Raw genomic sequence first — 25,865 nt, forward strand, 5'->3', positions numbered from 1 at the left:
ATCTCGGCGCGCACCTCGTCGCGGAGGCGCTCCCAGGTCTCGACCGGACCGGGCAGGCCGTTCTCGCGCACGGCGCGGACGCCCCGATCGAGCGCGGCCACTTCGTGCAGTCCTACGGCTCGCCCGAGGTCGACGCGTCGCTCCTCGTGCTGCCGATGGTCGGCTTCGTCCCCGCCGACGACCCGCGGATGCTGGGCACCGTCGCCGAGCTGGAGCGCGTGCTCCTGCAGGACGGCCTGCTGCACCGCTACCGGACCGAGTCCTCGGTCGACGGCCTCGCCGGCGGCGAGCACCCGTTCCTCGCCTGCTCCTTCTGGCTCGTCCGGCAGTACGCCGACTCCGGCCGGATCGACGACGCGCGGACCCTGATGGACCGGCTCGTCGGGCTCTGCAACGACGTGGGCCTCCTCTCGGAGGAGTACGACGTCGAGGGCCGCCGGCACGCGGGGAACACTCCCCAGGCCCTCTCCCACCTCGCCCTGGTGCAGGCGGCCGACGCGATCGCGGCAGCCCGATGAGGCGCCGCCGCGTCGTTCTCGCGAGCATCGGCGGAGTCCTCGGAGTCGCGGTCCTCGGCTTCCTCACCTGGAGCTCGATCGTCAGCGGCCCCGACGAGGACGCCCTCGCCCGCGTGCGCGCCGATCCGGCGATCGCGGTCGAGCGCACGGACGACGCGCTCGTGATGACGCCGACCTCGACCGGCGAGCTGGCCGGCACGGGCCTGGTCTTCATCCCCGGAGCGAAGGTCGACGCCTCCTCCTACGAGGCGACCCTGGCTCCGCTGGTCGAGGCCGGGGCGACCGTCGTGATCACGCGGCCGATCCTGCACCTGGCCTTCTTCGATCTCCGCTCGCTCGAGACCTTCACCAGCCAGGCCGAGGGCGTCGACCGCTGGCTCGTCGGCGGCCACTCCCTCGGCGGCGTGAAGGCCTGCCAGTGGGCCGAGGACCCGGCGGTGGCGGGCCTGGTGCTGCTCGGCAGCTACTGCGCGAACGACCTCTCGGGCTCCGGGCTCCCCGTCCTCAGTGTCAGCGGATCGGAGGACGGGCTCAGCACGCCGGAGAAGGTCGCCGACGCGAGCGTCCGGCTGCCCTCCTCCGCCGACCTCGTCGAGATCGACGGCGCCAACCACGCCGACTTCGGCTGGTACGGGCCGCAGGCGGGCGACGGCGAGGCGACCATCAGCCACGAGGAGGCGGACACCCGCATCGCCGAGGCCCTCCTGGGCTTCAGCCGCGAGGTCGGCTGAGTCGTCCGCTCCCGCTTGACCTCGAGCGCACTCGAAGTCGTAGGTTGACGCCATGTCCACCGCCACCGCCGCCCCGGCCGAGCCGGAGGTGCTGTCGATCTCGCAGGTCGCCGCCGTCACCGGTCTCACCGTGCACACTCTGCGCTACTACGAGCGCGCCGGGCTCATGCTCGACCCGGTCGAGCGCGCCTCGTCGCAGCACCGCCGCTACCGGCCGGCCGACGTCGGCTGGGTCGACTTCCTCACCAAGCTCCGCGCGACCGGGATGCCGATCGCGAGGATCCGCGAGTACGCCCGGCTCCTCCGGATCGGGCCCGCCACGGAGCCGGAGCGCCTCGCGCTGCTGCGGACGCACCGCGAGGAGGTCGAGGCGCAGCTCGCCCGGACACACGCCAGCCTCGCCGCGATCGACATCAAGATCGCGGCGTACCAGGAGAGGACCACCCACTGATGAAGACGATCACCCTCGGATCCGACGTCGCCGCCCTCGAGGTCTCGCGCCTCGGTCTCGGCGCGATGGGCATGTCGGCGTTCTACACCGGCGCCGGCACCGACGACGCGGAGTCGATCCGCACCGTGCACCGCGCCCTCGATCTCGGCGTCACGTTCCTCGACACCGCCGAGATCTACGGCCCGTACACCAACGAGGAGCTGCTCGGCCGCGCGCTGGCCGGCCACCGCGACGAGGTCGTGCTGGCGAGCAAGTTCGGCATGATCCGCCACCGCGGCGATGGGGGCCGCGGACTCGACGGCTCCCCGGAGAACCTGCGGCTCGCCGTCGAGGGCTCGCTCGCGCGCCTCGGGACCGACCGCATCGACCTCTACTACCAGCACCGCATGGACCCGGGCGTCCCGGTCGAGGAGACCGCCGGGGCCTTCGCGGAGCTGATCCAGGAGGGCAAGCTCCGCGGCTACGGCCTCTCGGAGGCGGCGCCCGCGACGATCCGGCGTGCTCACGCCGTGCACCCGGTCACCGCTGTGCAGTCCGAGTACTCGCTCTGGACCCGCGACCCCGAGGCGGAGGTGCTGCCGGTCCTCCGCGAGCTCGGCATCGGCTTCGTCCCGTACTCGCCGCTGGGCCGCGGCTTCCTCACGGGCAGCATCCGCTCGGTCGCCGAGCTGGGCAGCGACGACTTCCGCCGCGACAACCCCCGCTTCGCCGACGGAGCGCTGGAGGCGAACCTCCGCATCGTGGAGGCCGTCGACCGTGTGGCGGCGGAGGCGGACGCGACCGCCGCGCAGGTGGCGCTCGCCTGGCTGCTCGCCCAGGGCGAGGACATCGCTCCGATCCCGGGCACCAAGCGCGTCTCGCGCATCGAGGAGAACGCGGCCGCGGACGCCCTCGTGCTGACCGCGGAGCAGCTCGACGTCCTCGGCGCGCTCGAGGCCCCCGTCGGCGATCGCTACGCCGACATGAGCTCCGTGAACCGCTGACCGCCCTGCGGGACGCCGCTCGCCGCGCGCACCCCGGGTGCGGCCGTGGGAGCGGCGTCCTCGCAGGAGTCAGTCCCGCGGCGGCAGCTCCCGCTTCGGGGTGTCCCGCAGGTCGATGAGACCCGTGAACATCGCCCCCCGCTCGTTCGAGCGCTCGTCGCCCGAGAACAGGTTGTCCGGGGCGGAGGACCCGTGCCGACGCGGGGTCGCGGCGGGAGCGGGCTCCCGCTCCATCTCGACGCGCTGACGCGGGAGGGCGACGGGGTCGTTCTCGTGCAGCCACGAGACGAGCCGCTCGCGCACGTAGCAGCGCAGGTCGAAGAGCGTCGGCGCGTCCTTCGCGGTGACGAGCACCCGGATCCGGACGAAGCCGCCCGTCGCGTCGGTCACCTGCAGGACGCTGGTGCGCCGGTCCCAGAGGTCGGTCTCCTCGAGCATGCGGTGCAGCTCGTCGCGCATCTGCTCGGGGCTCACCCGCCAGTCCAGGTCGAGCTCGACGGCGCCGAGCAGCTCGGACCCGGTGCGGGTCCAGTTCTGGAACGGCTGGGTCGTGAAGTAGTTCGTGGGCAGCACCAGGCGGCGGTCGTCCCAGAGGTGGACGACGACGTAGGTCAGCGTGATCTCCTCGATCCGCCCCCACTCGGTCTCGACGATCACCACGTCGTCCAGGCGGATGGCGTCGCTGAAGGCGAGCTGCATCCCGGCGAAGATGTTCGTGAGGCTCGACTGCGCGGCCAGGCCCGCCACGATCGAGAGCACGCCGGCCGAGGCCAGGAGGCTCGCACCGGCCGTGCGGGCCTCGGGGAAGGTCAGCAGCGAGGCGCCGATCGCGATGACGACGACGGCCGCCACGGCGACCCTCCGGATGATCGTCATCTGCGTGCGGAGGCGGCGTGCCCGGCGGTTGTCGGCCGTGTCGGTCCGGTAGCGCTCGGCGCCCAGATCCTCGAGGAACACGAACAGGGAGCCGATCACCCACGCCGCCGTGCCGATCGTGGCGATCTGGAACACCCGCTGCACGAGACCCGGCCAGGGGTCGCCCGACACGGTGGCGGCGAGCGCGGCCCAGACCGCGATGGTCATCAGCAGCACGCGGAACGGGATGCGCAGACGCCGGATCAGCAGGCGCGCCCAGGTCTTGCGCTTGCCGACCGAGCGCAGCACGAGGGCGACGACGGCGGTCGCGACCACGGCGATCACGACCGCGATCACCACGGCGAGCGCGATCGAGCCGATCACGGGGAGGACGTCTTCGGGCACATCGGTCCTTTCTGGAGGGAAACGGAAGCGAACGGAGATCTTGCCACGCGAACGGGGGTCGGTCCGCATTCTGCGCCGGACACCGTGCGGATGCTCAGGCGCCTGTTAGCGTCGGCGGACGGAGACGTCGACCTCGCCTGGAGCACCGTCGCCCGGACCTTCACGCGGACGGGCATCACCCTGAGCCTGACCGCCGCCGCCGCCGATCAGGCCCGGGCCTCCGACGCGCTCGACATCGGGATCGGCTCCACGAGCGTCGGCTTCCGCGGAGTCCTGCCGCTGCTCGACCCGTCGACCGCCGCACCCTCCAGCAAGTGAGCACGGGCCGGCGCTCCCCCCGCGGGCGCTCCGAGGAGGTCGGGAACGGACACGGACCGGGAACGACGAAGCCCCGCACCTCACGAGGAGGTGCGGGGCTGGTGGTGCACCCCCTCGGACTTGAACCGAGAACCCACTGATTAAGAGTCAGTTGCTCTGCCGATTGAGCTAGAGGTGCGTTCCGGCCGGCTGATCGTGCGTGCCGAACCGAGGGATCACATTACCAGCGTCTCCCCCCGTCTCGTCAAATCGAGTGCGACGGACCGCCCGCGGCAGCGATCGGAGGCTCCGCGGGACCCACCGGTATCGTGGTCGCGTGACCTCGCAGAGCAGTGACCAGAGCTTCGACGACGACCTCCGACTCGCCCTCCGCCTGGCGGACGCGGCCGATGCGATCTCGCGGGAGCGGTTCGGCGCGCTCGACCTCGTCGTGGACACGAAGCTCGACCGCACCCCGGTCACCGACGCCGACCGCGCCGTCGAGGAGGCGATCCGCGCGCTGCTCGCCGCCGAGCGTCCGGACGACGCGATCCTCGGCGAGGAGTTCGGCACCTCGGGCGAGGCCTCGCGGCAGTGGATCCTCGACCCGATCGACGGCACTGCCCACTTCCTCCGCGGCGTCCCGATCTGGGCGACCCTGATCGCGCTCGCGGTCGACGGCGTCCCCGTCGTCGGAGTCGTCTCCGCTCCCGCTCTCGGCACGCGCTGGTGGGCGGCCGAGGGCTCCGGCGCCTGGGCCGTCGAGCTGGAGGCCGGGGCCGAGCCGCGACCGCTGCGCGTCTCGGGGATCGACACGCTCGCCTCGGCGACCTTCAGCTACAACAGCATTCAGCAGTGGGAGGGCGCGGGCCGTCTCCCGCAGCTGCTCGAGCTCGCCGGCGCCGTCTGGCGCGACCGGGCGTACGGGGACGCGTGGCCCTACATGCTCGTCGCCGAAGGTCTCCTCGACGGTGCGGGCGAGTTCGACGTGAAGCCCTACGACCTGGCGGCCCTGGTGCCGATCGTGCAGGAGGCGGGCGGCCGCTTCACCTCCGCCGACGGGGAGGACGGGCCGTGGCACGGCAGCGCCGTCGCCACCAACGGCCTGCTGCACGACGAGGTGCTCGCGATCGTGGCGCCGCGATGAGGAGCCGGACGGCCGCGCTCGCCTCGGCGGCGCTCCTCCTGCTCCTCTCGGGCTGCTCCTCCGTCGTCGGGCCGGACGGTCCGGAGGCCGTGCGTGACGAGGGCGGCACGGTGGCGACCGCCGGCGTCACCGACGTGTTCTCGCTGCGGCGCGGCGACTGCCTGGCCGACCCGGGCGACGACCGCATCGCCGACGTGGACGTCGTCCCGTGCGCGGAGGAGCACGCCCTGGAGGTCTTCCACACGTTCGCGCAGCCCGGAGACCGCTACACCAGCCGCAACACGCTGCTCGCCCAGGCCGAGGCGGGCTGCGAGCCGGAGTTCGGCGCCGTGATGGGGATCGCCTACGGCGACTCCGCCCTCGAGTACCGCTCGCTCGTCCCCTCCGAGGTCGGCTGGCGCCACGGAGACCGCACGATCGTCTGCGCGGTCCTCGATCCGGCCGACGACTCCACCACCGGCAGCCTCTTCGGCTCCGCTCGCTGACCACGGCTCCGATCGACCCCCGTTCGACTCATTGACACGCGCTCCGGCGGAGCGCAGGGTGAAGGGACGACCGGCAGGCGCGAGGGGGCGCGGAGACCGGCGGCTCAGGAGTCGACATGCAGGACCGGCACGACCAGGAACCCCCCGAGCGCTGGCGCACGGCCGAGCAGCACTGGGGACCGGCGGACAGCCTGTTCCCGAGGCTCCACCGGCAGAGCTCCCTGCTCGCCGCGGCGGAGGCGGTCGCGCAAGTCGACGGGCCCGGCCCGGGCGACGTCTGGTCGCGGCTCCTGCACGACTACGCCCACGCCTCCGACCGCGTCGTCTCGGTGGACGGCGACGCCGAGGCCGCCACGCTCGGCTGGCTGAAGCCGCGCGGGGTGATCTCGCTGCTGGTCACCGAGCGGTGCGACGACGACGACGCCGCCGAGCACCTGGTGGCCGCGCTCGCCGCGATGAACGCTGTGACCCTCTCCGTGCACGAGGCGCGAGCAGTTCGCCTCCGTCCTCTGCTGGAGGTGCTGCACCGGCTCCTGCCCGACGCGTTCGCCGAGCTGCCGGTGGACCGCAGCGCTCACTACCCGGCCGGCACCGCCGTCGCCGTGCTGGCGCCGGGCGTGCTCTACCGGGACTGGGCCCCGCCGCAGGCTCTCGCCGGCCCGGCGCACGACGACGACGACCGGCTGGCGATGCTCACCCTCTACGGGCGGATCAGACAGCTCGACGTGCGCCCGTCGTGAGGGCGGCGGAGCGGAGCTCCCAGTGTGCGACGACGACCGTGGTGGAGATGGGGGGAATCGAACCCCCGTCCATCGCTGTGATTCTGCGCCTTCTACGGGTGTAGCCGATGAGAGCGTTCTGCTCGGCCCCGACCGTTACCATCGGCGCATCGGTCGACGGGCCCAGCCCGAGTGCAAGTCCCGCGTCGCCCTCAGGCGTAACGACGCAGCAAGTCCTCTAGATGACGCCAGGATCCGGGGCGAGGACGCACCCACGGGCTGACGGACTATCTACTCTGGCTTAGGCAGCGAGAGCGAAGTCGGTGCGCTTCTGTTCGGCACCTGTGTTTTCCAGGGATCGTTGACGAGATGACCCTGGATCCTCGACCCGCTTCTCGCAGTTTCGCAGGCAATGTCGAAACCGATCATCCCCGCGAGCACTCGACGGCCCGGAGGCCGCTGGAGTGGGTCGTTCGTCGCACACTGTGGAGTTACGGGTCCTAGTCTACCTCAGCTCCGCGGGCGGTCACCCGGCGGCGGCGCAGATCGAGCAGACCCAGCACGAGCGCGAGCGCGATCAGCCCGAGGGTGACGAAGTAGCCGTTGCGGAAGGCGTCGTGGTACCGGTCCAGCCCCTCCGCCATCCCCTGCTCGCTCGCCAGCGTCGCGAAGAAGACGGCGGAGGCGCAGGCGGTGCCGACCGCGGTGCCCACGCGCTGGCCGAGCTGGCCCACGGAGCCCGCCACGCCGCCCTGCGCCGGCGGGATCTCGGCGAGGGTGAGCGTCTGGTTCGGCGACACGACGAAGCCGCCGCCGGCCCCGGCGACGAGCATCGCGGCACCCATGCCGTAGGCCGCGGTCTCGGCCGGGAGGAGCTCGGCGGCGAGCAGCACGAGCGTGAAGCCGATGACCACGAGCACGATGCCGAGCACCACCAGTGCGCGGCCGTAGCGCTGCACGAGCTTGCCGCCGTACCAGGCGGTCACCGCCGAGGTCAGCGCGAACGGGATGCTCACCATGCCGGCGAACACCGGCTCGAGGCCGAGCCCCTGCTGGAGGAAGAGCGTCGTAAGGAGGAAGGTCGCCGGGATCGCGGCGAAGTAGGAGGTCGCGACCAGGATGCCGTTGCGGTAGGAGCTGGTCCGGAAGATGCGGAAGTCGATGACGGGCGTCCGCCCCGACACGGCGTAGTGCGCCTCCCAGCGCACGAAGACGGCGGCGGCGGCCGCGGCCAGGACCAGCCAGAACCAGCGGTAGGGCGAGTCCGAGGAGGAGCCCGTGGTCAGCAGGAACGGCAGCATGAACGCGAAGATCGCGACCGCCAGCAGGAGCAGGCCGACCGGGTCGAGGGACCGGTCTCCCTCGGGCCGCGAGCGCTTCTTCGGGATGAGCTTCCAGGCGAAGACCAACGCGGCGACGCCCAGCGGGATGTTCATCCAGAACAGCAGGCGCCAGCCGTCCTGCTCGCCGCCGATCGCGATCAGGAGGCCGCCGAGGGTCGGGCCGAAGGCGGTCGACAGGCCGATGGTCGCGCCGAAGACCCCGAAGGCCCGGGCCCGCTCGGCGCCGGTGAACATCTGCTGCACCAGCCCGAGGACCTGGGGCATCTGGATGCCCGCGGCGACGCCCTGCAGGAAGCGCGCGACGACGAGCAGCTCGATCGACGGCGCGAGCGCGCAGAGCAGGCTCGTCACCGTGAACGCGGTCAGCCCGATCAGGAACAGCAGGCGGCGCGAGCGGATGTCGCCCAGCCGGCCGGCCGGCACGAGCGCCAGTCCGAAGGCGAGCGCGTAGCCCGCGACGATCAGCTGCAGCTGGCTCGCGTCCGCTCCGAGCGAGCGCTCGATCGACGGCAGGCCGACGTTGACCTTCGAGAGGTCGAGGATCGTGATGGCCGCGACTCCGACGCTCACCGCGAAAGCGCGCCACCGCGTCTTCTCGTCGGCGGCGCTCAGGGCGGCGGGGGCGCTGTTCTCGGGGGAGGTCACGCGCCCCAGTCTCCCAAAGCGCGGGGCGTGAAGAAGAGGCTTGCGCGGCACCCGTCGGACAGTGCCCGCCGGAGCCTACTCGCCGAGGCGGCGGCGGGTCGACATCGCACGGTCCGCCTCGCGGCGGTCCTGGCGCTCTCGGAGGACCTGGCGCTTGTCGTAGTCCTTCTTGCCCTTGGCCACGGCCAGCTCGACCTTGGCCTTGCCGTCGCTGAAGTACAGCGAGAGCGGGATCAGCGTGTACCCGCCCTCCTTCACCTTGTTGTGGATCTTGAGGATCTGCGCCTTGTGCAGCAGCAGCTTGCGCTTGCGGCGCGGCGGGTGGTTCGTCCAGGTGCCCTGCGCCCACTCGTTGATGTGGACGGCGTCGAGCCACGCCTCTCCCCCGTCGACGAAGGCGTAGCCGTCGACCAGCGAGGCGCGGCCGGCCCGGAGGGACTTCACCTCGGTGCCGGTGAGCACGAGGCCCGCCTCGTAGGTGTCCTCGATGAGGTAGTCGTGGCGCGCCTTGCGGTTGGTCGCGACGACCTTCTGTCCCTGTTCTCTGGGCATGGCTGCTCCTCGGGTCGCGAGCGGATGAAGGGGGCGGGCATCGTCGGGGCGATGCACCGGTGGGCCGCCCCGAACGGGACAGCCCACCAGTATACGTCCGGTCCGGGATCAGACCCGCAGGTACCGTGCGATCGCGACGTTCGCCGAGACGGCGGCCAGTACGATGCCGACCACGATCAGGATCGGCACGACGATCAGAGCGTCGTCGAGTCCCACGAAGGAGGTCAGCGGGATCCGGTACGCCAGGAACCCCTGCACGAAGACCTGCACGATGGCGACCACCGCGACTCCCGCGAGGATCGAGCCGACCAGCGCGGCGAAGACCCCCTCGAGGATGAACGGGGTCTGGATGAACCGGTTCGAGGCCCCCACGAGCCGCATGATGCCCAGCTCCCGTCTCCGCGAGAACGCCGAGAGGCGGATCGTGGTGGCGATGAACAGCACGGCCGCGACGAGCATCAGGACGGCGATGCCGATGGCCGTGTAGCTCGCCGCGTTGAGGATCGAGAAGATCTGGTCGAGGTACTGCCGCTGGTCGGTGACGCTCTCGACTCCCGAGACGCTCGACAGGCTCTCCACGATGACGTCCGACTGGGTCGGGTCCTTCAGGTTGATCCAGAAGGTCTGGTTGAGCAGGTCGGGAGTGACGTACTCGGCGACCGGGTTGCCCGCGAACTGCTCCTGGAAGTTCGCGTAGGCCTGGTCGTGGTCCTCGAAGTAGGAGCGGTCGATGTACGGCGCGAGCGTGGCGCCCTCGAGCTGGCCCTGCACCGCGTCGATCTGCTCGGCGGTGGCGTCGGAGCCGCTGCAGTTCGAGCCGCCGGAGGTGGCGGTGCACATGTACACCGCGACCTGCGCCTTGTCGTACCAGAAGTTCTTCATCTGGCCGATCTGCATCTGGAGCAGGATCGCCGTGCCGACGAAGGTGAGGGAGATGAAGGTCACCAGGATCACCGAGACGACCATGGAGACGTTGCGCCGGAGGCCGCTGGCGACCTCCGACCAGATCAGTGCGAATCTCACTTGACGGGTCCTACGTTCTGCTGGTCGTCGCCGGTCTCGTCGCCCTCGCCCGCGTGGGCGCGGAGGCCGAGGCGCGCGGCGAGCGACTCCTCGGGCAGGGCGCCGGTGTCGGCGGGGAGGAAGATCGGACCGGTCTGGCTCTGCAGCTCGACGACGCGCGGGGCGGCGGCGGGCTCGGCGGCCGGCTCCGGCTCGCGCTCCGGCTCGACGGCGGCGGAGCGGCGGCCCTCGGGGACGCGGGGCTGGGCGGCGGTCTGCGAGAGGCGGGCCGGCTCGGGCGGCGGGGCCGGGGCCTCCTGGCGCAGGTCGATCTCGGGGACCTCGGCGGGCGCGAGCTCGCTGTCGATGATCGCCGGGGGCGCGGGCTGCTCGGCGACCGCGTGGTCGTCGGCCGCCACGACCACGACGCCGTCGTGGACGACGGTGATGCTCTCGGTCTGGCCGTAGCCGCCCTGGCTCTCGTCGCGGACGATGCTGCCTGCCGAGAGCTCGATGACGCGGCGCTTCATCTGGTCGACGATGCCGGCCTCGTGGGTCGCCATGATCACGGTCGTGCCGCCCGCGTTGATCCGCTCGAGCAGCGCCATGATGCCGGCGCTCGTGGTCGGGTCGAGGTTGCCCGTGGGCTCGTCGGCCAGCAGGACGGCCGGCTTGTTGACGACGGCGCGGGCGATCGCCACGCGCTGCTGCTCGCCGCCGGAGAGCTCGTGGGGCAGGCGCGACGCCTTGCCCGCGAGGCCCACCATCTTGAGCGTGTCCGGAACGGCCTCCTGGATGTAGCCCTTCGACTTGCCGATCACCTGGAGGCTGAACGCGACGTTGTCGAAGACCGACTTGTTCGGCAGCAGCCGGAAGTCCTGGAACACGACGCCCATGTTGCGGCGGAAGTACGGGACCTTGCGGCTCGAGATCTTGCCGAGGTTCTGCCCGAGCACGTGGATCGACCCGGAGGAGGGGCGCTCCTCCTTGAGGATCAGGCGGAGGCAGCTCGACTTGCCGGAGCCGGAGGCGCCGACGAGGAAGACGAACTCGCCCCGGAGGATCTCGAGATCGATGGCGTTGAGGGCGGGTCTCGTGCCGCCCCGATACTGCTTGGAGACGTTGTCGAAGCGAATCATGTCGGTACGAGGGTAAGCGACGATCCCGAAGAGTCCGCCGAGGGGGCGCGCGGCGCGTCGGTGGGGACGCGCCCGAGCCGCGCTAGGAGGACTTCCGCCAGCGGATCCCGGCGGCGATGAAGCCGTCCAGATCGCCGTCGAACACGTGCGAGGGGTTGCCGACCTCGTGGTCGGTGCGCAGGTCCTTCACCATCTGGTACGGAGCGAGGACGTAGCTGCGCATCTGGTCGCCCCAGCTCGCGGTGATGGTGCCGGCGAGCTCCTTCTTGGTGGCCGCCTCCTGCTCCTTCTGCAGCAGCAGGAGCCGCGACTGGAGCACGCGCATCGCCGCGGCGCGGTTCTGGATCTGGCTCTTCTCGTTCTGCATCGACACGACGGTGCCGGTGGGCAGGTGGGTGAGGCGCACCGCGGAGTCGGTGGTGTTCACCGACTGGCCGCCGGGGCCGGAGGAGCGGAAGACGTCCACTCGGATGTCGTTGTCCGGGATCTCGATCGCCCCGGCCTCCTCCATCAGCGGGATGACCTCGACCGCGGCGAAGGAGGTCTGGCGCTTGCCCGCGGCGCCGAAGGGGCTCATCCGCACGAGGCGGTGGGTTCCGGCCTCGACCGAGAGCGTGCCGAAGGCGTAGGGGGCGTCGATCTGGAAGGTGGCCGACTTGATGCCCGCCTCCTCCGCGTAGCTGGCGTCCATGACGGTCGCCGCGTACTTGTGCTTCTCGGCCCAGCGGAGGTACATGCGCATGAGCATCTCGGCGAAGTCGGAGGCGTCGACGCCGCCCGCTCCCGCGCGGATGGTCACCACGGCGGGGCGGTCGTCGTACTCGCCGTCGAGCAGGGTCTGCACCTCGAGCTCGCCCATGACCTTCTGGAGGGAGGAGAGCTCGGCGATCGCCTCCTGCTCGGACTCGGCGTCCTCGGCCTCGTTCGCCATCTCGACGAGCACCTCGAGGTCGTCCAGGCGCCGGTCGATCGCGGTGATCCGCGCGAGCTCGGACTGGCGGTGGCTGAGGGCGCTGGTCACCTTCTGCGCGTTGGCCGTGTCGTCCCACAGGTCGGGGGCGCCGGCCTGCTCGCTGAGCTCGGCGATCTTCGAGCGGAGACCGTCCACGTCGATGACGGCGCGGATGTCGGCGAAGGTGGAGCGGAGAGCAGTGATCTGCTCGGTGAAGTCGTTGTCCAGCATGGTGCGTCCAGACTACCGGGGGCCGGGGGCCGCCCTCCGGCCCGGGCGTACCCTGGGGACGGTGACCAGCACCGCTCCGCGCCCCTTCCCCGTCGGGCCGCTGCTGCTGTCGACCTTCCTCCCCACCCTCCTCTTCTCCATCGGCGAGGGGGCGATCATCCCCCTCCTGCCGGCCGCGGCCGGCGACCTCGGCGCGACGCTGGCCCTGGCGGGCCTCGTGGCGGGGATGATCATGATCGGCGAGCTGGCGGGCGACATCCCCAGCGGCTGGATCGTCTCGCGGATCGGCGAGCGCGGCGCGATGCTCGGAGCCTCGGCCGCGTCGATCCTCGGGCTCGTGGTGTGCCTGCTCTCGACGTCATGGGTCGGGCTGACGATCGGCGTCTTCGTGATCGGCCTCGCGACCGCGGTCTTCGCGCTGGCGCGGCACGCGTTCATGACGTCGTTCGTCCCGATCACGCACCGCGCCCGCGCGCTCAGCGCCCTCGCCGGGGCGTTCCGCGCCGGCTGGCTGATCGGCCCGTTCCTGGCGGCCGGGGTGGTGCACCTCACCGGCTCCGTCGAGTCCGTCTTCTGGGTGCACATCGTCTGCTGCGTGGCGGCGGTCGTGGTCCTGCTGCTCGTGCCCGACCCCGCGACGGTGCTGCGGCGGGCGCAGGCCGCGGCCGACCGCGCCGCTCCGGAGGACGTGGTCGCCGCGGAGGCGTCGGCGACCGTCCCGGAGTCGCCGCAGTCGCTGCTCGGGACGCTGCGCGAGCACCGCGGGGTCCTCGCTCGGATGGGGACCGGCGCCGCCGTGATCGGGGCGCTGCGGGCGAGCCGGACGCTGATCCTCCCCCTCTGGGCGGTGAGCATCGGGCTCGCCGAGACCGACACCGCGATCATCATCGGCATCGCCGGCGCGCTCGACTTCGCCCTCTTCTACGCCGGCGGCCAGCTGATGGACCGCTTCGGCCGGGGCGCCACCGCGATCCCCTCGATGATCGGCCTCGGGCTCGGCCACCTCGCCCTCGCCGCCTCGGTGCTCGCCCTCGATCCGGTGCCCTGGTTCGTCGCCGTGGCCTGCGTGCTCGCGGCCGCGAACGGCATCGGCTCCGGGATCCTGATGACCATCGGCGCCGATCTCGCGCCCCCCGCCGATCCGGCCCCGTTCCTCGGCGCGTTCCGCTTCACCGGCGACGCGGGCAACGCGGCCGCCCCGATCGTCGTGTCGGCGCTCACCGCCCTGATCTCCCTCCCCTTCGCCGCCGTCGTGATGGGGGTGCTCGGTCTGGGCGGAGCGGGGGCGCTCGCCCGCTGGATCCCGCGGTACCTCCCCCGGGCGGCCTCCCGCGGCTGAGGCGCGGGGCCCTCCTCCTACACTGGAGCCCGCACGCGGGAGTGGTGGAATGGCAGACACGCAGGATTTAGGTTCCTGTGCCGAGAGGCGTGAGGGTTCGAGTCCCTCCTTCCGCACGGGATCGGCCGGTACGCTGAGCGCGCTCGCGTGACCGCCGACCGGCCACCGGCCCCCGTCGACTGGAGATCCGTTGAATCACGCCGCCCTCGTCCCCTGGCTCGATCCGGAGACGATCCTGACCTCGTTCGGCCCCTGGGGCGTGCTCGTGGTCTGCCTCATCGTGTTCGCCGAGACCGGACTGCTGATCGGCTTCCTCTTCCCGGGCGACACGCTGCTGATCATCACGGGCCTGCTGGCGCACGAGAACGCGTCGAACGGCGGCCTCGGCGTCCCGATCTGGCTCATCTGCCTGGCTGTCGGGTTCTCGGCCTTCGTCGGCGGCGAGGTCGGCTACCTGATCGGGCACAAGGCCGGCCCGCGCATCTTCGAGCGCAAGGAGTCCGGCTTCTTCAGCATCGAGAACGTGAAGCGGACCAACGCGTTCTTCGAGCGCTTCGGCGGCCTCGCCGTGATCCTCGCGCGCTTCGTGCCGATCGTCCGCACCTTCGCGCCGATCGCGGCCGGCGTGGCCCACATGAACTACCGCAAGTACAGCCTCTACAACCTCATCGGCGCCCTGATCTGGGGCAGCGGGGTCACCCTGATCGGGTGGCTGCTCGCCTTCATCCCGCCGGTCGCCGACTTCGTCTCGCACTACATCGACGTGATCCTGATCGGCGCGGTCGTGCTCGCGCTGGTGCCGACGCTGTTCCACTTCTTCCAGCAGCAGCGCAAGGCGAAGCTCGCCGCCGACCCCGAGACCGACTCGACCGAGTCGGCCGCCTACGTGCTCGACGCCGACACCCTGGACGACAAGCACCCGAAGTCCTGACCTCCGCCTCCGCGAGGCGCCACTCCGGCACGCGGCACGCCGACAGGCGTGCACCGGAGTGGCATCCCGCCCGGGTCAGAGCCGGGCGGACAGGGCGGCGAGCTCGGCGCGCAGCGCGGTGAAGGCGCGGGCGCGGTGGCTCCGGGCGTTCTTCTGCTCGGGAGCGAGCTCGGCCGCCGTGAGCGCCCCGGCCTCGGGGACGAACACCGGGTCGTAGCCGTGGCCGTTCGCACCGTGCGGGGCCGTCGCGATCGCGCCGTCCCAGCGGCCCTCGACCACCGTCTCCTGCCCGCCGGGGAGCACGGCGTCCGGCACCACGAGGGCGATGGTGCAGCTGAAGTGCGCACCGCGGTGCTCCGCCTTCACGTCGTGCAGCTGCGCCAGGAGGAGCTCGAGGTTGGCCGTCGCGTCGTGCGCGCGTCCCGACCAGCGGGCCGAGAAGATGCCCGGCGCGCCGCCGAGGACGTCGACGCAGATCCCGGAGTCGTCCGCGAGCGCCACGAGGCCGGTGTGCGCCGCCGCCGCGCGCGCCTTGATCAGCGCGTTCTCGGCGAAGCTCACGCCGTCCTCGACGGGCTCGGGTCCGTCGTAGGCGCGGACGCCGACTCCGGGGAGCGCGCCGGCCAGCATGGCGCGGAACTCCTCCACCTTGCCGGCGTTGTGCGTGGCGAGGACGAGGTCCAGGCTCACGCGCCGGGCTCCGCAGCGAGCGCTTCGGCCTGGATGCGGGCGAGGTCGGAGGCACCGGCGACCGCGAGGTCGAGCAGGGCGTCGAGCTCGCGGCGGTCGAACGGGGCCCCCTCGGCGGTGCCCTGCACCTCGACGAACAGGCCGCGTCCGGTGACGACGACGTTCATGTCGGTCTCGGCGCGCACGTCCTCGACGTAGGCCAGGTCGAGCATCGGCACGCCGTCGATGATGCCGACGGACACCGCCGAGAGGCTGTCGATCAGCGGCTGCGCCTTCTGCCCCACGTACTTCTTGCCCCGCGCCCACTCGATCGCGTCGGCCATCGCCACGTACGCGCCGGTGATCGCCGCGGTGCGGGTGCCGCCGTCGGCCTGGAGGACGTCGCAGTCGATGACGAGGGTGTTCTCGCCGAGCGCCTTCGTGTCGACCACCGCGCGCAGGCTCCGGCCGATCAGCCGGGAGATCTCGTGCGTGCGCCCGCCGACCTTGCCCTTGACCGACTCGCGGTCCATGCGGGAGTTGGTGGATCGGGGCAGCATCGCGTACTCGGCGGTGACCCAGCCCTTGCCCTTGCCCTGCAGCCAGCGCGGCACTCCGTTCGTGAAGGAGGCGGTGCAGAGCACCCTGGTGTTCCCGAACGAGACGAGCGCGGAGCCCTCCGCCTGGGTGCTCCAGCCGCGCTCGATCGTCACGGTGCGCAGCTCGTCGGGCGCCCGCCCGTCCTTGCGCGCGGCCTTCGATGCGGTGCTGTCGGTCACTCGGGTCTCCCTCGATCGTGCGGGAGCGCGGCCCGGTCGAGCTCGCGCAGGTTGATGGTGCCGGTCTCGACGAGGTCGACGCTCGAGACCTCCGGACCGAGGAAGCGGCGGGCGAGGCGGACGAAGTCGCTCGAGCCCGTCTCCTCCCACCGGTAGGTCGGAGGAGCGGCGGAGGTGCGCTGCAGGCCGTGCGCTACGAGGGTCCGGTAGACGTCGAGCGCGGTCTCCTCGGCGCTCGAGACGAGGCGGACGTCCGGCCCCATCACGTACGCGATGGCACCGCGCAGCAGCGGGTAGTGCGTGCAGCCGAGGACGAGCGTGTCGACCCCCGCGGCCTTGAGCGGCGCGAGGTACTCCTCCGCCACCGCGAGCAGCTCGTCGCTCCAGGTGACGCCCGCCTCGACGAACTCGACGAAGCGCGGGCAGGCGGCGGTGAACAGCTGCAGGTCGGGCGCGGCGACGAAGGCGTCGTCGTAGGCGCGGGAGCGGATCGTCCCGACCGTGCCGATCACGCCGACGCGGCGGTTGCGGGTGTCGCGGACAGCGCTGCGGACAGCGGGCTGGATGACCTCGATCACCGGGATGCCGCGGCCGAGCGTGTAGCGCTCGCGGGCGTCGCGCATCATCGCGGCCGAGGCGGTGTTGCAGGCGATGACGAGCAGCTTGGCGCCCTGGTCGACCAGCGTGTCGAGGGTGTCGAGGGCGTAGGCGCGGACGTCGGCGAGCGGCTTGGGGCCGTAGGGCGAGTGCGCGGTGTCGCCGAGGTAGACGATCGACTCGTTCTGCAGCTGGTCGATCACGGAGCGGGCGACGGTGAGCCCGCCGACTCCGGAGTCGAAGATGCCCAGCGGTGCGTCCGTCACGGAGGAACAGCCTACCCGCGCCCTGCGGCCCGGTCCCGGCCGCACGCCGTTCCCGGGCCCGGCGGCGTGCGCAAGCCCCGGCACCCGCGCCTGGGCGCGCGGGGGCGGCCGTGGAACACTGAGCGGATGGACTCCACGGCCTTCCTCACCGACCGGTACGAGCTCACGATGGTCGAGGGCGCCCTCGGCAGCGGCACCGCCGATCGCCGCTGCATGTTCGAGGTGTTCGCCCGGAGCCTCCCGCCGGGACGCCGCTACGGCGTGCTCGCGGGCACCGGCCGGCTCCTCGAGCTCATCTCGCGCTTCCGCTTCGGCGACGACGAGCTGTCCTGGCTCCGCGAGAACCGCGTGGTCGACTCCCGCACACTGGACTGGCTCGCCGACTACCGCTTCCGGGGCGACGTCTGGGGCTACCGCGAGGGCGAGGTCTACCTCCCGGGCTCCCCCGTGCTCATCGTCGAGGCGCCTTTCGCCGACGGCGTGCTGCTGGAGACCCTAGTGCTCAGCGTCCTCAACCACGACAGCGCCGTGGCGAGCGCCGCCGCGCGGATGGTCTCGGCCGCCGACGGGCGACCGCTCGCCGAGATGGGCTCGCGCCGCGCCGGTGAGCGGTCCGCCGTCGCGGCGGCTCGCGCCGCCTACATCGCCGGGTTCGGCGCCTCCTCGAACCTGGAGGCGGGCCGCAGCTTCGGCGTGCCCACGATGGGCACCTCCGCGCACTCCTTCACGCTCCTCCACGACTCGGAGGAGGAGGCGTTCCGCGCGCAGGTCGCCGCGCTCGGCCCCGGCACGACCCTCCTGGTGGACACCTACGACGTGACGGCCGCCGTCGACCTGGCGGTCCGCGTCGCCGGCACCGGCCTCGGCGCCGTGCGCATCGACTCCGGGGACCTCCCCCAGCAGGTGGCCGCCGTTCGGCAGCAGCTGGACGCGCTCGGCGCGACCGGCACGCGCATCACCGTCACCAACGACCTCGACGAGTACGGGATCGCCGCGCTCGCGGCCTCACCGGTCGACTCCTACGGCGTCGGCACATCGGTGGCGACGGGCTCGGGCCACCCGACGGCGGGCATGGTCTACAAACTGGTCGCGCACGAGGACGACGCGGGCGAGTGGGTCGCGGTGGCGAAGAAGTCGGTCTCGAAGGCGTCGATCGGCGGGCGGAAGGCCGCCGGCCGTCTGCTCTCCGACGACGGGGTCGCCGAGGCCGAGGTCGTGCACGTGGGCGCCGGCCCCGAGGGTGCCGTCGGCGAGGGCGAGCGGGCGCTGCTCGTCCCCCTGATCGAGGACGGGACGATCCGTCCCGAGCACCTCGGCATCGAGGGAGTGGCGGCAGCCCGCGCGCACCACGCGAACGCGGTCCTCGAGCTGCCGATCGACGCGCTCCGGCTCGGCCGCGGCGAGCCCGTCCTCCCGACCCGCTACGAGTGAGCGGGTCAGGAGCTCACTTCATCTTCGCGTAGATCTCCTTGCAGGCCGGGCACACCGGGAACTTCTCCGGGTCGCGGCCCGGGAGCCACTTCTTGCCGCAGAGCGCGCGGACCGGCTTGCCGGTGATGGCGCTCTCGAGGATCTTGTCCTTCGGCACGTAGTGGGAGAAGCGCTCGTGGTCGCCCGGCTCGATGGACTCCTGGTTGAGGAGCTCCTCGAGCTCGCGGTCGAGCGTGGCGGTTCCTCCGCCTCCCTCGAGGGGGTCGGTGCTGCTGTTCTGGACGCGCGGAATCATGCCGACGATCCTACGCGCGGAGCCCGGGCCCCCGGCCGTGCGCTCCGGATCGGGCGGCGCTAGTAGCGGCTGGTGAACGCGACCAGCTCGGTCGCGCGGCGCTCGAACAGCAGGCCGCCGAGGAGCACGCCGAGGGCGAAGACGACCACGGCGCTGCCGAAGCCGACGAGCACGGCGTCGCCCGCCGCCTCCGGGTCGACGAACAGGGCCCGGACGCCGAGCACCACGGCCGGAGCCGAGAGGAGCAGCCCCAGGCCGAACGCCAGGGACTGCGGACCGGCGCCACTGGCTCCGGGGGCCTGGGGCTGCGTGAACGCGCTGTCGCCCGGGCGCGGAGCCGGATAGGCGAGCCGTGCCGAGACGGCGCTGGCGACGCCTGCAGGGACGAGCAGGAGGCAGGTGTTCACCGCGAGCACGACGGGCAGCGCATCGGGGAGCCCCGAGGTCGCGCTGCTGATCAGCGAGCCGAGCACGACGACCGGCACGCCGAGCAGGAGGGTCGGGAAGGCGCGGCCGAGCCGGTCCGACCAGCCGCGGACGCCCGCGGCCACGTGGAGCCAGAACGCCGAGCCGTCGTAGGCGACGTCGTTGTGCAGGAACCAGCCGAGGAACAGCGCGATCAGCGGGACCGGGAGCAGCGAGAGCAGCGGGAAGGGGACGCCGACGACCGCGAGCAGCAGCAGGGCCGCGACCGGCAGCACCGGCACGGCGACGAGCGACGCCTGGTAGCGCGGATCCCGGAGCCAGTAGGTGATGCTGCGCGCCGCGATCGCGCCGGTCCGGGTCGAGCCGAGGACGTCGAACCAGCCCAGCCGGAGGCCGCGCGGCGGCCGGTGCGTGCGCTCGGGGCGCCCGGTCAGCAGGCGGACGACGAGCCACCAGAGCGCGCCCGCCGCGACGAGCGTCACCAGTGCCAGCAGGAGCGGGCCGAGCGCGTCGCCGGTCCGGGCGGCCGGGGCGATCATCCACGCCGCGCCGAACGGAGTGGCCCCCATCGCCGCGCCCCAGCGCTCGAGCACCGGGGTGTCCCCCGTGTCGACCAGCGCGGCGGCGCCGAGGGCTGCGGGACCGCCCAGCATCAGCACCAGGCCGAGGACGGCCAGCAGCTCGCGGGCGGTCCGGGAGGGGACGAGGGCGGCGGAGGCGGCGAGGCCGATCCGCGCGAACAGCGAGGCCGTCGCCACCGCGAGGAGCGGGCCGACCACGGCGAAGGCGCCTGCGCCCGGGACGAGCGGCGCGCTCGCGAGCCCGACCACCAGCAGGGCGAGCGTGGGGACCGAGACGAGGCCGGCCAGGGCGAGCGCCCCGGCGAGGCGGAGCGGCGGAAGGCCGAAGAGGCGGAACGCGCGCGGATCCATCGGGTCGAGCGGGCCGAGCAGGAAGGGCAGCACCAGGAAGCCGACGGAGACGAGTCCGCCGGCGGTCACGAGAGCGCCCGCCGCCGCGTCCGAGGAGCGCAGAGCGCCGATCGCCCCGATCAGCAGGGCCGTCACCGCGACGACCACGAGCACGCCCAGGACGGCGCCGGCCGAGCGCGCGGGCCCGGAGCGGAACGCGCCCAGGAGGACGTCGATCCTCAGCCGGAGAAGTCGTGCAGCCACTGCAGCCCCTCGGCGATCTGCTTGCCGCCCGCGAGCTCGAGGAAGCGCTCCTCCAGCGTCGCGGTGCCGGCGACCTCCGCGACCGTCCCGGAGGCGAGCACGCGCCCGCCGACGATCACGGCCACGTCGTCGCAGACGCGCTCGATGAAGTCGAGCCCGTGGCTGGAGAGGACGACGGTGCCGCCGCCCTCGACGAAGCGGCGCAGCACGGTGATCACGGCGGCCGAGGAGACCGGGTCCACCGACTCGAACGGCTCGTCGAGGACCAGCACGCGCGGGGCGTGGATCATCGCCGCCGCGAGGGCGACCTTCTTCGCCATCCCCGCGGAGTAGTCCGAGATCAGGCGCTCCAGCGCGTCGGAGAGGCCGAGCGCCTCGGCCAGCTCGACCGTGCGCTGCTTCGCCGTGGCGAGGTCGATGCCGCGCAGCGCGGCGGAGTAGGCGAGGAACTGGGCGCCGGTGAGCCGGTCGAACAGCCGGAGGCGGTCGGGCAGGACCCCGATCAGCGGCTTCGCGGCCGACGGGTCCTTCCAGACGTCGACGCCGTGCACGAGGACGCGGCCGGTGTCGGGTCGCAGGAGGCCCGTCATCATCGAGAGCGTGGTGGTCTTGCCCGCGCCGTTCGGGCCGATGATCCCGTAGAAGGTCCCCGCGCGGACGGCCAGGTCGATGCGGTCGACCGCCACCGTCCTCCCGAAGGTCCGGGTCAGCTGGTGCAGCTCGAAGACGACGGGCGAGGCGCCGTCCGGATCCGCGGCACCCTCAGCGGGCTCGGCGTTCGTCACGGACGTCATCCGGCTACGGTACCAACTCGCCCGCAGGCCCCCGGCGCCCGCGCCGACACCCGGCGACACGGCGAGAGGTCAACCACCCTGGCCCCGGGGGGCGTGAACTGTACACTAGGTCTCTACCCGAGGAGTCGATCAGATCGAGACGCAGCGGTTAATTCGAGGAGAACACACGATGATGCACACAGGTTCGACGAGCAGCAGCCCCGCCACCGTCGTCATCCTCGCCGCAGGGATGGGCAGCCGGCTCGGCCGCTCCCTCCCCAAGCCGCTCACGCCGCTCAGCGACGGGCGCACGATCATGCAGCAGCAGTTCGACAACATCCACCACGCCTTCGGCACCAGGATCCCGGTGACCATCGTCGTCGGCTACAAGCTCGAGCACATCATCGAGGCCTTCCCCTCGGCGACGTTCGTCTACAACGAGCAGTACGACCAGACCAACACCTCCAAGAGCCTCCTCCGCGCACTGCAGGCGAGCGGGCAGGGCGGCGTGCTCTGGATGAACGGCGACGTCGTCTTCGACCCGCGCATCCTCGACCGGGCGGCCGCGCTGATCGCGAAGGACGTCTCCTTCGTCACCGTCAACACCTCGAAGGTGTCGGACGAGGAGGTCAAGTACACGACGAGCGCCGAGGGCTTCATCCAGGAGCTCTCCAAGACGGTGCGCGGCGGCCTCGGCGAGGCGGTCGGGATCAACTACGTGTCCGCCTCCGACAAGGCCGCGCTGGTGCGCCAGCTCGCCCGGGTCGACGCCCAGGACTACTTCGAGCGTGGCATAGAGTTGGCGATCGAGCAGGACCGCCTGCTCGTCGAGCCGATGGACATCTCCGACCTCTACGCCGTCGAGGTGGACTTCGCCGAGGACCTCGAGCGCGCGAACCTCTTCGTCTGACGCTCCCGGCTCCTCCCCCGGCTCGAGCGGAGCCGACGGGAGGAGTCGCGCAGTGAGCACGGCCGACACCCTCGCGACCGAGACGGCCCTGCGCCACCGGCGCTCCCGGGCCTGGCGCTACCGCCACTCCCTCTGGCTGCTCACCAGGCGCGACCTCACCGTCCGGTACGCCACGAGCGCGCTCGGCTACGTCTGGTCGGTTCTCGACCCGCTCGTCATGTCGGGCATCTACTTCTTCGTCTTCACCGTCGTCTTCCAGCGGACCGTCGGCGAGGACCCGTACATCGTCTTCCTGCTCGCGGGCCTGCTGCCGTGGATGTGGTTCAACCAGGCGACCTCCGACGCGACCCGCGCGTTCCTCCGCGAGGCGAAGCTGGTGCGGTCGACGTCGATCCCGCGGACCATCTGGGTCGGGCGGATCGTGCTCTCGAAGGGCATCGAGTTCGTGGCGAGCCTGCCGGTGCTGGTGCTCTTCGCCGTGATCGCCGGCGCGCACCTGACCTGGGCGGCGCTGCTGTTCCCCGTGGCGATCCTGCTGCAGGCGGTGCTCACGCTCGGCGTGGGTCTGCTGGTGGCTCCGCTCGTGGTGTTCTTCCGCGATCTGGAGCGGGCCGTGAAGCTCGTGCTCAGGTTCCTCTTCTACGCGTCGCCGATCATCTACTCCACGGCCAACCTGCCGGAGCAGATCCGGCCGCTCGCGGCGCTCAACCCGCTCAGCGGGATCTTCGCCCTCTACCGCTCCGCGTTCTTCGAGAGCGAGCTCGACGTCCCGCTCATCCTCGCCTCCGCGGGCATCTCGGTGCTCGTGCTGGCGCTGGGCCTCGTCGTCTTCCGCCGCTCCGAGCGCGCGGTGCTGAAGGAGCTGTGATGGCCGACGCCCCCGTGGTCATCGAGTGCCGCGGCCTCGGGATCCGCTTCCGCCGCAACCGGCGGGGCCGCCGCTCCTTCAAGGACCTCTTCGCCGGCCGCTCCCGCCGCTCGCGGCCCGGCGAGTTCTGGGCGCTCCGCGGGCTCGACGTGCAGGTGCGGGCGGGCGAGGCCATCGGTGTCGTCGGCCGGAACGGTCAGGGGAAGTCGACGCTGCTCAAGCTCGTCGCCGGCGTGGTGCTGCCGGACGAGGGCGCGGTGGAGGTGCGCGGGGGCGTCGCTCCGCTCATCGAGATCACCGGCGGCTTCGTGGCCGACCTGAGCGTCCGCGAGAACGTCTACCTGACCGCGGGTCTCCACGGGATGTCCAAGCGCGAGGTCGACGCGCGCTTCGACTCGATCATCGAGTTCGCCGAGATCGGCGACTTCCTCGACACCCCCTACAAGCACCTCTCGAGCGGGATGAAGGTGCGCATCGCCTTCTCCGTCGTGTCGCGGCTCGAGGAGCCGATCATCCTGGTGGACGAGGTGCTCGCGGTCGGCGACAGGGCGTTCCGCGAGAAGTGCTACGCGCGGATCGAGGAGCTGCTCGCCTCCGGCCGCACCCTCTTCTTCGTCTCGCACAATGAGCGCGACCTCCGCCGCTTCTGCACGCGCGGCCTCTACCTGGACAAGGGCCGCCTGGTGCTGGACGCGCCGATCGAGGAGGTGCTCGCGCGTTACGCTGAGGACTACGCGCCGACACCGCGGAGCAGCACGGCGCCGGCCGAGGGCCCGCCCGTCCAGGGCACCGTCTCCGACGACTGACCCCTCCCGCACGCGGCGCCCGAGGACGCAGGAGTGCACGACATGGCCCAGAAGGACCGCAAGCGCGAGCGCGCCGTGGAGAGGGCAGGCGAGGTGGAGCAGGCCGACGGCTCCGAGAACGCGCAGCTGGCGAAGCTGCTCGACCGGCTCCTCGCGGTGCAGCGCCCGGCCGTGCTGGCGAACATCCGCCTGCTGCGGCGCCGGCGTCCCGGGGCGACTCCGGAGCAGATCATCACGTCGCTCGAACGGCAGTACCTCTCGAGCGTGGCCGCGGGAGGCGCGGCGATCGGGGCGACCGCCGTCGTCCCCGGCATCGGCACGGCCGCCTCGGTGGCCCTCTCCGGCGCGGGAGCCGCAGGGTTCCTGGAGGCGAGCGCGCTCTTCGCGCAGTCGGTGACGGAGGTGCACGGGATCCCGCTCGAGGACCCGGACCGCGCGCGGGCCCTCGTGCTCACGCTGATGATGGGCTCCTCCGGCAGCGAGATGGTGCGCCAGGTGGCCGGGCAGGCCGTCGGCGGGGGCAGCGGCCTCAACCAGTACTGGGGCTCCGTGGTCACGAAGGGCCTGCCGTCCTTCCTCGTGGGCGAGCTGGCGGACCGCGCGAAGAAGTCCTTCGCCAAGCACTTCCTCGCCCAGCAGGGCGCGGGCCTGGTCGGCCGGGCGATGCCGTTCGGGATCGGAGCGGCGCTCGGCGGCGTCGGCAACGCGATGCTCGGACGCAAGGTGGTCCAGAGCGCGCGCGACGCCTTCGGACCGGCGCCGCAGGCGTTCGGCAACACGCTGGTGCTGGAGCCGACGCGCGCCGAGCGGAAGGCGCTGGCCGCCGCGCCGGCCGAGCCGCTGGCGCTGTTCGTCCGCGACTACGGCGGACCGGGCGAGCGGGTGGCGCTCCTGCTCCACGGGCTCGGCGCCGACTCCCGGATCTGGTACGCCCTGGTCCCGACGCTGCACGAGCACGGCTACCGCGTGGTGGCCCCCGATCTCGCCGGTCACGGCGGCTCGCCGGCATCGCCCGCGTACTCGCCGGAGCGCTGGGCGTCGGACGTCCGCGCCTCGGTGCTGCAGACCCCCGACCTCGTCATCGGCCACGGCCTCGGCGCCGTCATCGCCGCCCGGCTCGCCCCCGAGTACGGCGCCGACCGGCTCGTCCTGCTCGACCCCGCGTTCTCGGACGCCCGAGGACTGACGAGCGCGCTCCACCGCGGCGGCTCGGTCGCGCACGTCGAGAAGGGCGACGCCGACTCCCTCCGCCACCGCCACCCGATCTGGACGGACGAGCAGATCGAGCTCGACGTGTCGGCCCACGCGCTCTGGGACCAGGACTCGGCCGGCGGGCTGACGGCGCGCGGCGCGGCCGAGGCTCCCGAGTCGTTCCCGGTGCCGACGCTCGCCGTGCTGCCAGAGGATCCTCTGGGCCACGGCTCGCTGGGCGGCGTCCTCGCCGGCCGCGGCGTCGAGGTGCGGACCGTTCCGGGGGGCGGGGCGTCGATCCTCCGCGAGGACCGCGCAGCGCTGATCGCTTCGCTGGAGGACCGGCTCTAGGCCGCGACCCGCACAGCGACGGCTGATCGGTCGATCCACGGCCCTCGGGCGCGGACGGGGGCGCTCAGCCTTCGTCGCGGAGGCTTGCGGGCCCGCCGAGCGGCATCCCGAGCATCGTGCGGACGAGTCCACTGTCGTCGCGGTCCTCGGCGATCACGCGGAGGCCGGTCTTCTCGGCGACGCGCCTCGAGGCGGCGTTGTCCGGGTGCACGAGCGCCACGAGTCGTCCCGCGAGGCGGTGGGCGAGCGCGAGGTCGCGGCAGGCCGCAGCCGCCTCGGTGGCGTAGCCGCGGCCGTGCAGACCGGCCCGCACGTGGTAGCCGACCTCGAGCTCGATCCCGCCGTCGACGCGCTGCCAGGTCAACCCGCAGTCGCCGACGAACTCGCCGTCGAGGGTCTCGACGATCCACAGCCCGAAGCCGTGCTCGCGGTAGGTGCGCCGGTTCCACTCGATCCAGGCGGCTGCCTGCTCGCGGTCCTTCGGCGCGGGGTAGTACCGCATCACGACCGGGTCGCCGAGCAGGTCCGCCATGTCGGGGAGGTCCTCGGCGGTCATCTCACGGAAGCGCAGCCGGGCGGTGGCGGCGGGGATCATCGGGTCGG

Annotated in this window: 28 protein-coding genes, 2 tRNA genes and 1 other RNA gene; 16 read left to right on the top strand and 15 right to left on the bottom strand. The window is 72.3% G+C overall.

Annotated elements, in window-relative coordinates; genetic code table 11:
- From C5C27_RS03725 to C5C27_RS03740, 4 genes are all read left to right on the top strand, one after another.
- Positions 1–518: glycoside hydrolase family 15 protein (locus C5C27_RS03725; RefSeq protein ID WP_258066489.1), on the top strand; the 518-nt coding region annotated here is incomplete at its 5' end.
- Positions 515–1,249, top strand: coding sequence for an alpha/beta hydrolase (locus C5C27_RS03730; protein WP_104313656.1), 735 nt, complete (start codon positions 515–517; stop codon positions 1,247–1,249). The genes C5C27_RS03725 and C5C27_RS03730, both read left to right, overlap by 4 nt.
- Positions 1,250–1,301: 52 nt before the next feature.
- Positions 1,302–1,700: a MerR family transcriptional regulator gene (locus C5C27_RS03735; protein ID WP_104223551.1), complete on the top strand. Its 399-nt coding sequence runs from the start codon at positions 1,302–1,304 to the stop codon at positions 1,698–1,700.
- Entirely contained in the window at positions 1,700–2,683 is a 984-nt protein-coding gene (locus C5C27_RS03740) for an aldo/keto reductase (RefSeq protein WP_104313657.1), read from the top strand. Before C5C27_RS03735 ends, C5C27_RS03740 begins: the two co-directional genes overlap by 1 nt.
- Before the next feature lie 69 nt (positions 2,684–2,752).
- Here the strand turns inward: C5C27_RS03740 and C5C27_RS03745 are convergent, their stop codons facing one another.
- Entirely contained in the window at positions 2,753–3,943 is a 1,191-nt protein-coding gene (locus C5C27_RS03745; protein ID WP_258066490.1) for a mechanosensitive ion channel family protein, read from the bottom strand.
- Between the two features lie 90 nt (positions 3,944–4,033).
- Between C5C27_RS03745 and C5C27_RS03750 the strand changes: the two genes are divergently transcribed.
- On the top strand, positions 4,034–4,261 hold the full coding sequence (locus C5C27_RS03750; RefSeq protein WP_104313659.1) for a hypothetical protein: 228 nt from the start codon (positions 4,034–4,036) through the stop codon (positions 4,259–4,261).
- A 102-nt stretch (positions 4,262–4,363) separates the two neighbouring features.
- Here C5C27_RS03750 and C5C27_RS03755 read toward each other — a convergent pair.
- Positions 4,364–4,439 (bottom strand) — tRNA-Lys (locus tag C5C27_RS03755).
- A gap of 138 nt (positions 4,440–4,577) precedes the next feature.
- On the opposite strand from C5C27_RS03755, the gene C5C27_RS03760 reads away from it, so the two are divergent.
- The 3 genes from C5C27_RS03760 (at position 4,578) to C5C27_RS03770 (ending at position 6,612) form a co-directional block, all read left to right on the top strand.
- Positions 4,578–5,387, top strand: a complete 810-nt coding sequence (locus C5C27_RS03760; RefSeq protein WP_104313660.1) for an inositol monophosphatase family protein — start codon at positions 4,578–4,580, stop codon at positions 5,385–5,387.
- A complete protein-coding gene (locus C5C27_RS03765) occupies positions 5,384–5,872 on the top strand; it encodes a septum formation family protein (protein WP_104238162.1) in 489 nt (162 codons plus the stop codon). The genes C5C27_RS03760 and C5C27_RS03765 overlap by 4 nt, the downstream gene beginning before the upstream one ends.
- Before the next feature lie 116 nt (positions 5,873–5,988).
- Positions 5,989–6,612, top strand: a complete 624-nt coding sequence (locus tag C5C27_RS03770) for a hypothetical protein (protein ID WP_104313661.1) — start codon at positions 5,989–5,991, stop codon at positions 6,610–6,612.
- 39 nt (positions 6,613–6,651) lie between these two features.
- Here the strand turns inward: C5C27_RS03770 and ssrA are convergent.
- The 6 genes from ssrA to prfB all read right to left on the bottom strand — a co-directional run bounded on the left by ssrA (position 6,652) and on the right by prfB (position 12,455).
- Positions 6,652–7,024, bottom strand: a transfer-messenger RNA (tmRNA) gene (gene ssrA, locus C5C27_RS03775).
- Positions 7,025–7,091: 67 nt separating this feature from the next.
- Complete coding sequence (locus C5C27_RS03780) at positions 7,092–8,579, bottom strand: MFS transporter (protein ID WP_104313662.1); 1,488 nt, start codon at positions 8,577–8,579, stop codon at positions 7,092–7,094.
- A 75-nt stretch (positions 8,580–8,654) separates the two neighbouring features.
- Entirely contained in the window at positions 8,655–9,131 is a 477-nt protein-coding gene (gene smpB / locus C5C27_RS03785) for an SsrA-binding protein SmpB (RefSeq protein WP_104223558.1), read from the bottom strand.
- Between the two features lie 108 nt (positions 9,132–9,239).
- Positions 9,240–10,154, bottom strand: coding sequence for a permease-like cell division protein FtsX (gene ftsX / locus C5C27_RS03790; RefSeq protein ID WP_104313663.1), 915 nt, complete (start codon positions 10,152–10,154; stop codon positions 9,240–9,242).
- A complete protein-coding gene (ftsE, locus tag C5C27_RS03795) occupies positions 10,151–11,272 on the bottom strand; it encodes a cell division ATP-binding protein FtsE (protein ID WP_104233202.1) in 1,122 nt (373 codons plus the stop codon). Before ftsE ends, ftsX begins: the two co-directional genes overlap by 4 nt.
- A gap of 82 nt (positions 11,273–11,354) precedes the next feature.
- On the bottom strand, positions 11,355–12,455 hold the full coding sequence (prfB, locus tag C5C27_RS03800; protein WP_104226967.1) for a peptide chain release factor 2: 1,101 nt from the start codon (positions 12,453–12,455) through the stop codon (positions 11,355–11,357).
- A 61-nt stretch (positions 12,456–12,516) separates the two neighbouring features.
- On the opposite strand from prfB, the gene C5C27_RS03805 reads away from it, so the two are divergent.
- The 3 genes from C5C27_RS03805 to C5C27_RS03815 all read left to right on the top strand — a co-directional run bounded on the left by C5C27_RS03805 (position 12,517) and on the right by C5C27_RS03815 (position 14,725).
- A complete protein-coding gene (locus C5C27_RS03805) occupies positions 12,517–13,794 on the top strand; it encodes an MFS transporter (protein WP_258059482.1) in 1,278 nt (425 codons plus the stop codon).
- A 35-nt stretch (positions 13,795–13,829) separates the two neighbouring features.
- Positions 13,830–13,910: transfer RNA gene (locus C5C27_RS03810), tRNA-Leu, on the top strand.
- 74 nt (positions 13,911–13,984) lie between these two features.
- Positions 13,985–14,725, top strand: coding sequence for a DedA family protein (locus C5C27_RS03815; protein ID WP_104238166.1), 741 nt, complete (start codon positions 13,985–13,987; stop codon positions 14,723–14,725).
- A 75-nt stretch (positions 14,726–14,800) separates the two neighbouring features.
- Here the strand turns inward: C5C27_RS03815 and rdgB are convergent, their stop codons facing one another.
- The 3 genes from rdgB to murI are packed head-to-tail and all read right to left on the bottom strand — an operon-like array spanning position 14,801 to position 17,036.
- Complete coding sequence (gene rdgB / locus C5C27_RS03820; protein ID WP_104238167.1) at positions 14,801–15,415, bottom strand: RdgB/HAM1 family non-canonical purine NTP pyrophosphatase; 615 nt, start codon at positions 15,413–15,415, stop codon at positions 14,801–14,803.
- Positions 15,412–16,173 (bottom strand): ribonuclease PH, encoded by a 762-nt coding sequence (gene rph, locus C5C27_RS03825; RefSeq protein WP_104233199.1) that lies wholly within the window; start codon positions 16,171–16,173, stop codon positions 15,412–15,414. Before rph ends, rdgB begins: the two co-directional genes overlap by 4 nt.
- Positions 16,170–17,036, bottom strand: coding sequence for a glutamate racemase (murI, locus tag C5C27_RS03830; protein ID WP_104223566.1), 867 nt, complete (start codon positions 17,034–17,036; stop codon positions 16,170–16,172). The genes rph and murI overlap by 4 nt, the downstream gene beginning before the upstream one ends.
- A 126-nt stretch (positions 17,037–17,162) precedes the next feature.
- Between murI and C5C27_RS03835 the strand changes: the two genes are divergently transcribed.
- On the top strand, positions 17,163–18,467 hold the full coding sequence (locus tag C5C27_RS03835; RefSeq protein WP_104267045.1) for a nicotinate phosphoribosyltransferase: 1,305 nt from the start codon (positions 17,163–17,165) through the stop codon (positions 18,465–18,467).
- 13 nt (positions 18,468–18,480) lie between these two features.
- On the opposite strand, the gene C5C27_RS03840 is transcribed toward C5C27_RS03835, so the two are convergent.
- From C5C27_RS03840 to C5C27_RS03850, 3 genes are read right to left on the bottom strand one after another with little or no spacing between them, the layout of a single operon-like run.
- On the bottom strand, positions 18,481–18,762 hold the full coding sequence (locus C5C27_RS03840; RefSeq protein ID WP_104223568.1) for a DUF3039 domain-containing protein: 282 nt from the start codon (positions 18,760–18,762) through the stop codon (positions 18,481–18,483).
- A gap of 59 nt (positions 18,763–18,821) precedes the next feature.
- Positions 18,822–20,363, bottom strand: coding sequence for an ABC transporter permease (locus tag C5C27_RS03845; RefSeq protein WP_104313664.1), 1,542 nt, complete (start codon positions 20,361–20,363; stop codon positions 18,822–18,824).
- Positions 20,339–21,157, bottom strand: coding sequence for an ABC transporter ATP-binding protein (locus C5C27_RS03850; protein WP_104223570.1), 819 nt, complete (start codon positions 21,155–21,157; stop codon positions 20,339–20,341). Before C5C27_RS03850 ends, C5C27_RS03845 begins: the two co-directional genes overlap by 25 nt.
- Positions 21,158–21,329: 172 nt before the next feature.
- On the opposite strand from C5C27_RS03850, the gene C5C27_RS03855 reads away from it, so the two are divergent.
- The 4 genes from C5C27_RS03855 to C5C27_RS03870 are packed head-to-tail and all read left to right on the top strand — an operon-like array spanning position 21,330 to position 25,262.
- Complete coding sequence (locus C5C27_RS03855) at positions 21,330–22,046, top strand: NTP transferase domain-containing protein (protein ID WP_104313681.1); 717 nt, start codon at positions 21,330–21,332, stop codon at positions 22,044–22,046.
- A 52-nt stretch (positions 22,047–22,098) separates the two neighbouring features.
- Positions 22,099–22,914, top strand: a complete 816-nt coding sequence (locus tag C5C27_RS03860) for an ABC transporter permease (RefSeq protein ID WP_374953048.1) — start codon at positions 22,099–22,101, stop codon at positions 22,912–22,914.
- The gene (locus tag C5C27_RS03865) at positions 22,914–23,720 is read left to right on the top strand and encodes an ABC transporter ATP-binding protein (RefSeq protein WP_104223571.1); all 807 of its coding nucleotides are present in this window, start codon (positions 22,914–22,916) and stop codon (positions 23,718–23,720) included. The genes C5C27_RS03860 and C5C27_RS03865 overlap by 1 nt, the downstream gene beginning before the upstream one ends.
- Before the next feature lie 42 nt (positions 23,721–23,762).
- On the top strand, positions 23,763–25,262 hold the full coding sequence (locus tag C5C27_RS03870) for an alpha/beta hydrolase family protein (RefSeq protein WP_104313665.1): 1,500 nt from the start codon (positions 23,763–23,765) through the stop codon (positions 25,260–25,262).
- 64 nt (positions 25,263–25,326) lie between these two features.
- Here the strand turns inward: C5C27_RS03870 and C5C27_RS03875 are convergent, their stop codons facing one another.
- Entirely contained in the window at positions 25,327–25,857 is a 531-nt protein-coding gene (locus C5C27_RS03875) for a GNAT family N-acetyltransferase (protein ID WP_104313666.1), read from the bottom strand.
- Positions 25,858–25,865: the final 8 nt, after the last annotated feature.

The sequence above is a fragment of the Rathayibacter sp. AY2B7 genome (assembly GCF_002931635.1).
Lineage (GTDB): Bacteria > Actinomycetota > Actinomycetes > Actinomycetales > Microbacteriaceae > Rathayibacter.

Excerpts from the sequence above, each read along its gene's own strand:
- C5C27_RS03730 (WP_104313656.1), top strand. The coding sequence starts at position 515 with ATGAGGCGCCGCCGCGTCGTTCTCGCGAGCATCGGCGGAGTCCTCGGA.
- C5C27_RS03735 (WP_104223551.1), top strand. The coding sequence starts at position 1,302 with ATGTCCACCGCCACCGCCGCCCCGGCCGAGCCGGAGGTGCTGTCGATC.
- C5C27_RS03740 (WP_104313657.1), top strand. The coding sequence starts at position 1,700 with ATGAAGACGATCACCCTCGGATCCGACGTCGCCGCCCTCGAGGTCTCG.
- C5C27_RS03750 (WP_104313659.1), top strand. The coding sequence starts at position 4,034 with ATGCTCAGGCGCCTGTTAGCGTCGGCGGACGGAGACGTCGACCTCGCC.
- C5C27_RS03765 (WP_104238162.1), top strand. The coding sequence starts at position 5,384 with ATGAGGAGCCGGACGGCCGCGCTCGCCTCGGCGGCGCTCCTCCTGCTC.
- C5C27_RS03770 (WP_104313661.1), top strand. The coding sequence starts at position 5,989 with ATGCAGGACCGGCACGACCAGGAACCCCCCGAGCGCTGGCGCACGGCC.
- smpB (WP_104223558.1), bottom strand. The coding sequence starts at position 9,131 with ATGCCCAGAGAACAGGGACAGAAGGTCGTCGCGACCAACCGCAAGGCG.
- ftsE (WP_104233202.1), bottom strand. The coding sequence starts at position 11,272 with ATGATTCGCTTCGACAACGTCTCCAAGCAGTATCGGGGCGGCACGAGA.
- prfB (WP_104226967.1), bottom strand. The coding sequence starts at position 12,455 with ATGCTGGACAACGACTTCACCGAGCAGATCACTGCTCTCCGCTCCACC.
- C5C27_RS03835 (WP_104267045.1), top strand. The coding sequence starts at position 17,163 with ATGGACTCCACGGCCTTCCTCACCGACCGGTACGAGCTCACGATGGTC.
- C5C27_RS03840 (WP_104223568.1), bottom strand. The coding sequence starts at position 18,762 with ATGATTCCGCGCGTCCAGAACAGCAGCACCGACCCCCTCGAGGGAGGC.
- C5C27_RS03850 (WP_104223570.1), bottom strand. The coding sequence starts at position 21,157 with ATGACGTCCGTGACGAACGCCGAGCCCGCTGAGGGTGCCGCGGATCCG.
- C5C27_RS03855 (WP_104313681.1), top strand. The coding sequence starts at position 21,330 with ATGCACACAGGTTCGACGAGCAGCAGCCCCGCCACCGTCGTCATCCTC.
- C5C27_RS03865 (WP_104223571.1), top strand. The coding sequence starts at position 22,914 with ATGGCCGACGCCCCCGTGGTCATCGAGTGCCGCGGCCTCGGGATCCGC.
- C5C27_RS03870 (WP_104313665.1), top strand. The coding sequence starts at position 23,763 with ATGGCCCAGAAGGACCGCAAGCGCGAGCGCGCCGTGGAGAGGGCAGGC.
- C5C27_RS03875 (WP_104313666.1), bottom strand. The coding sequence starts at position 25,857 with ATGATCCCCGCCGCCACCGCCCGGCTGCGCTTCCGTGAGATGACCGCC.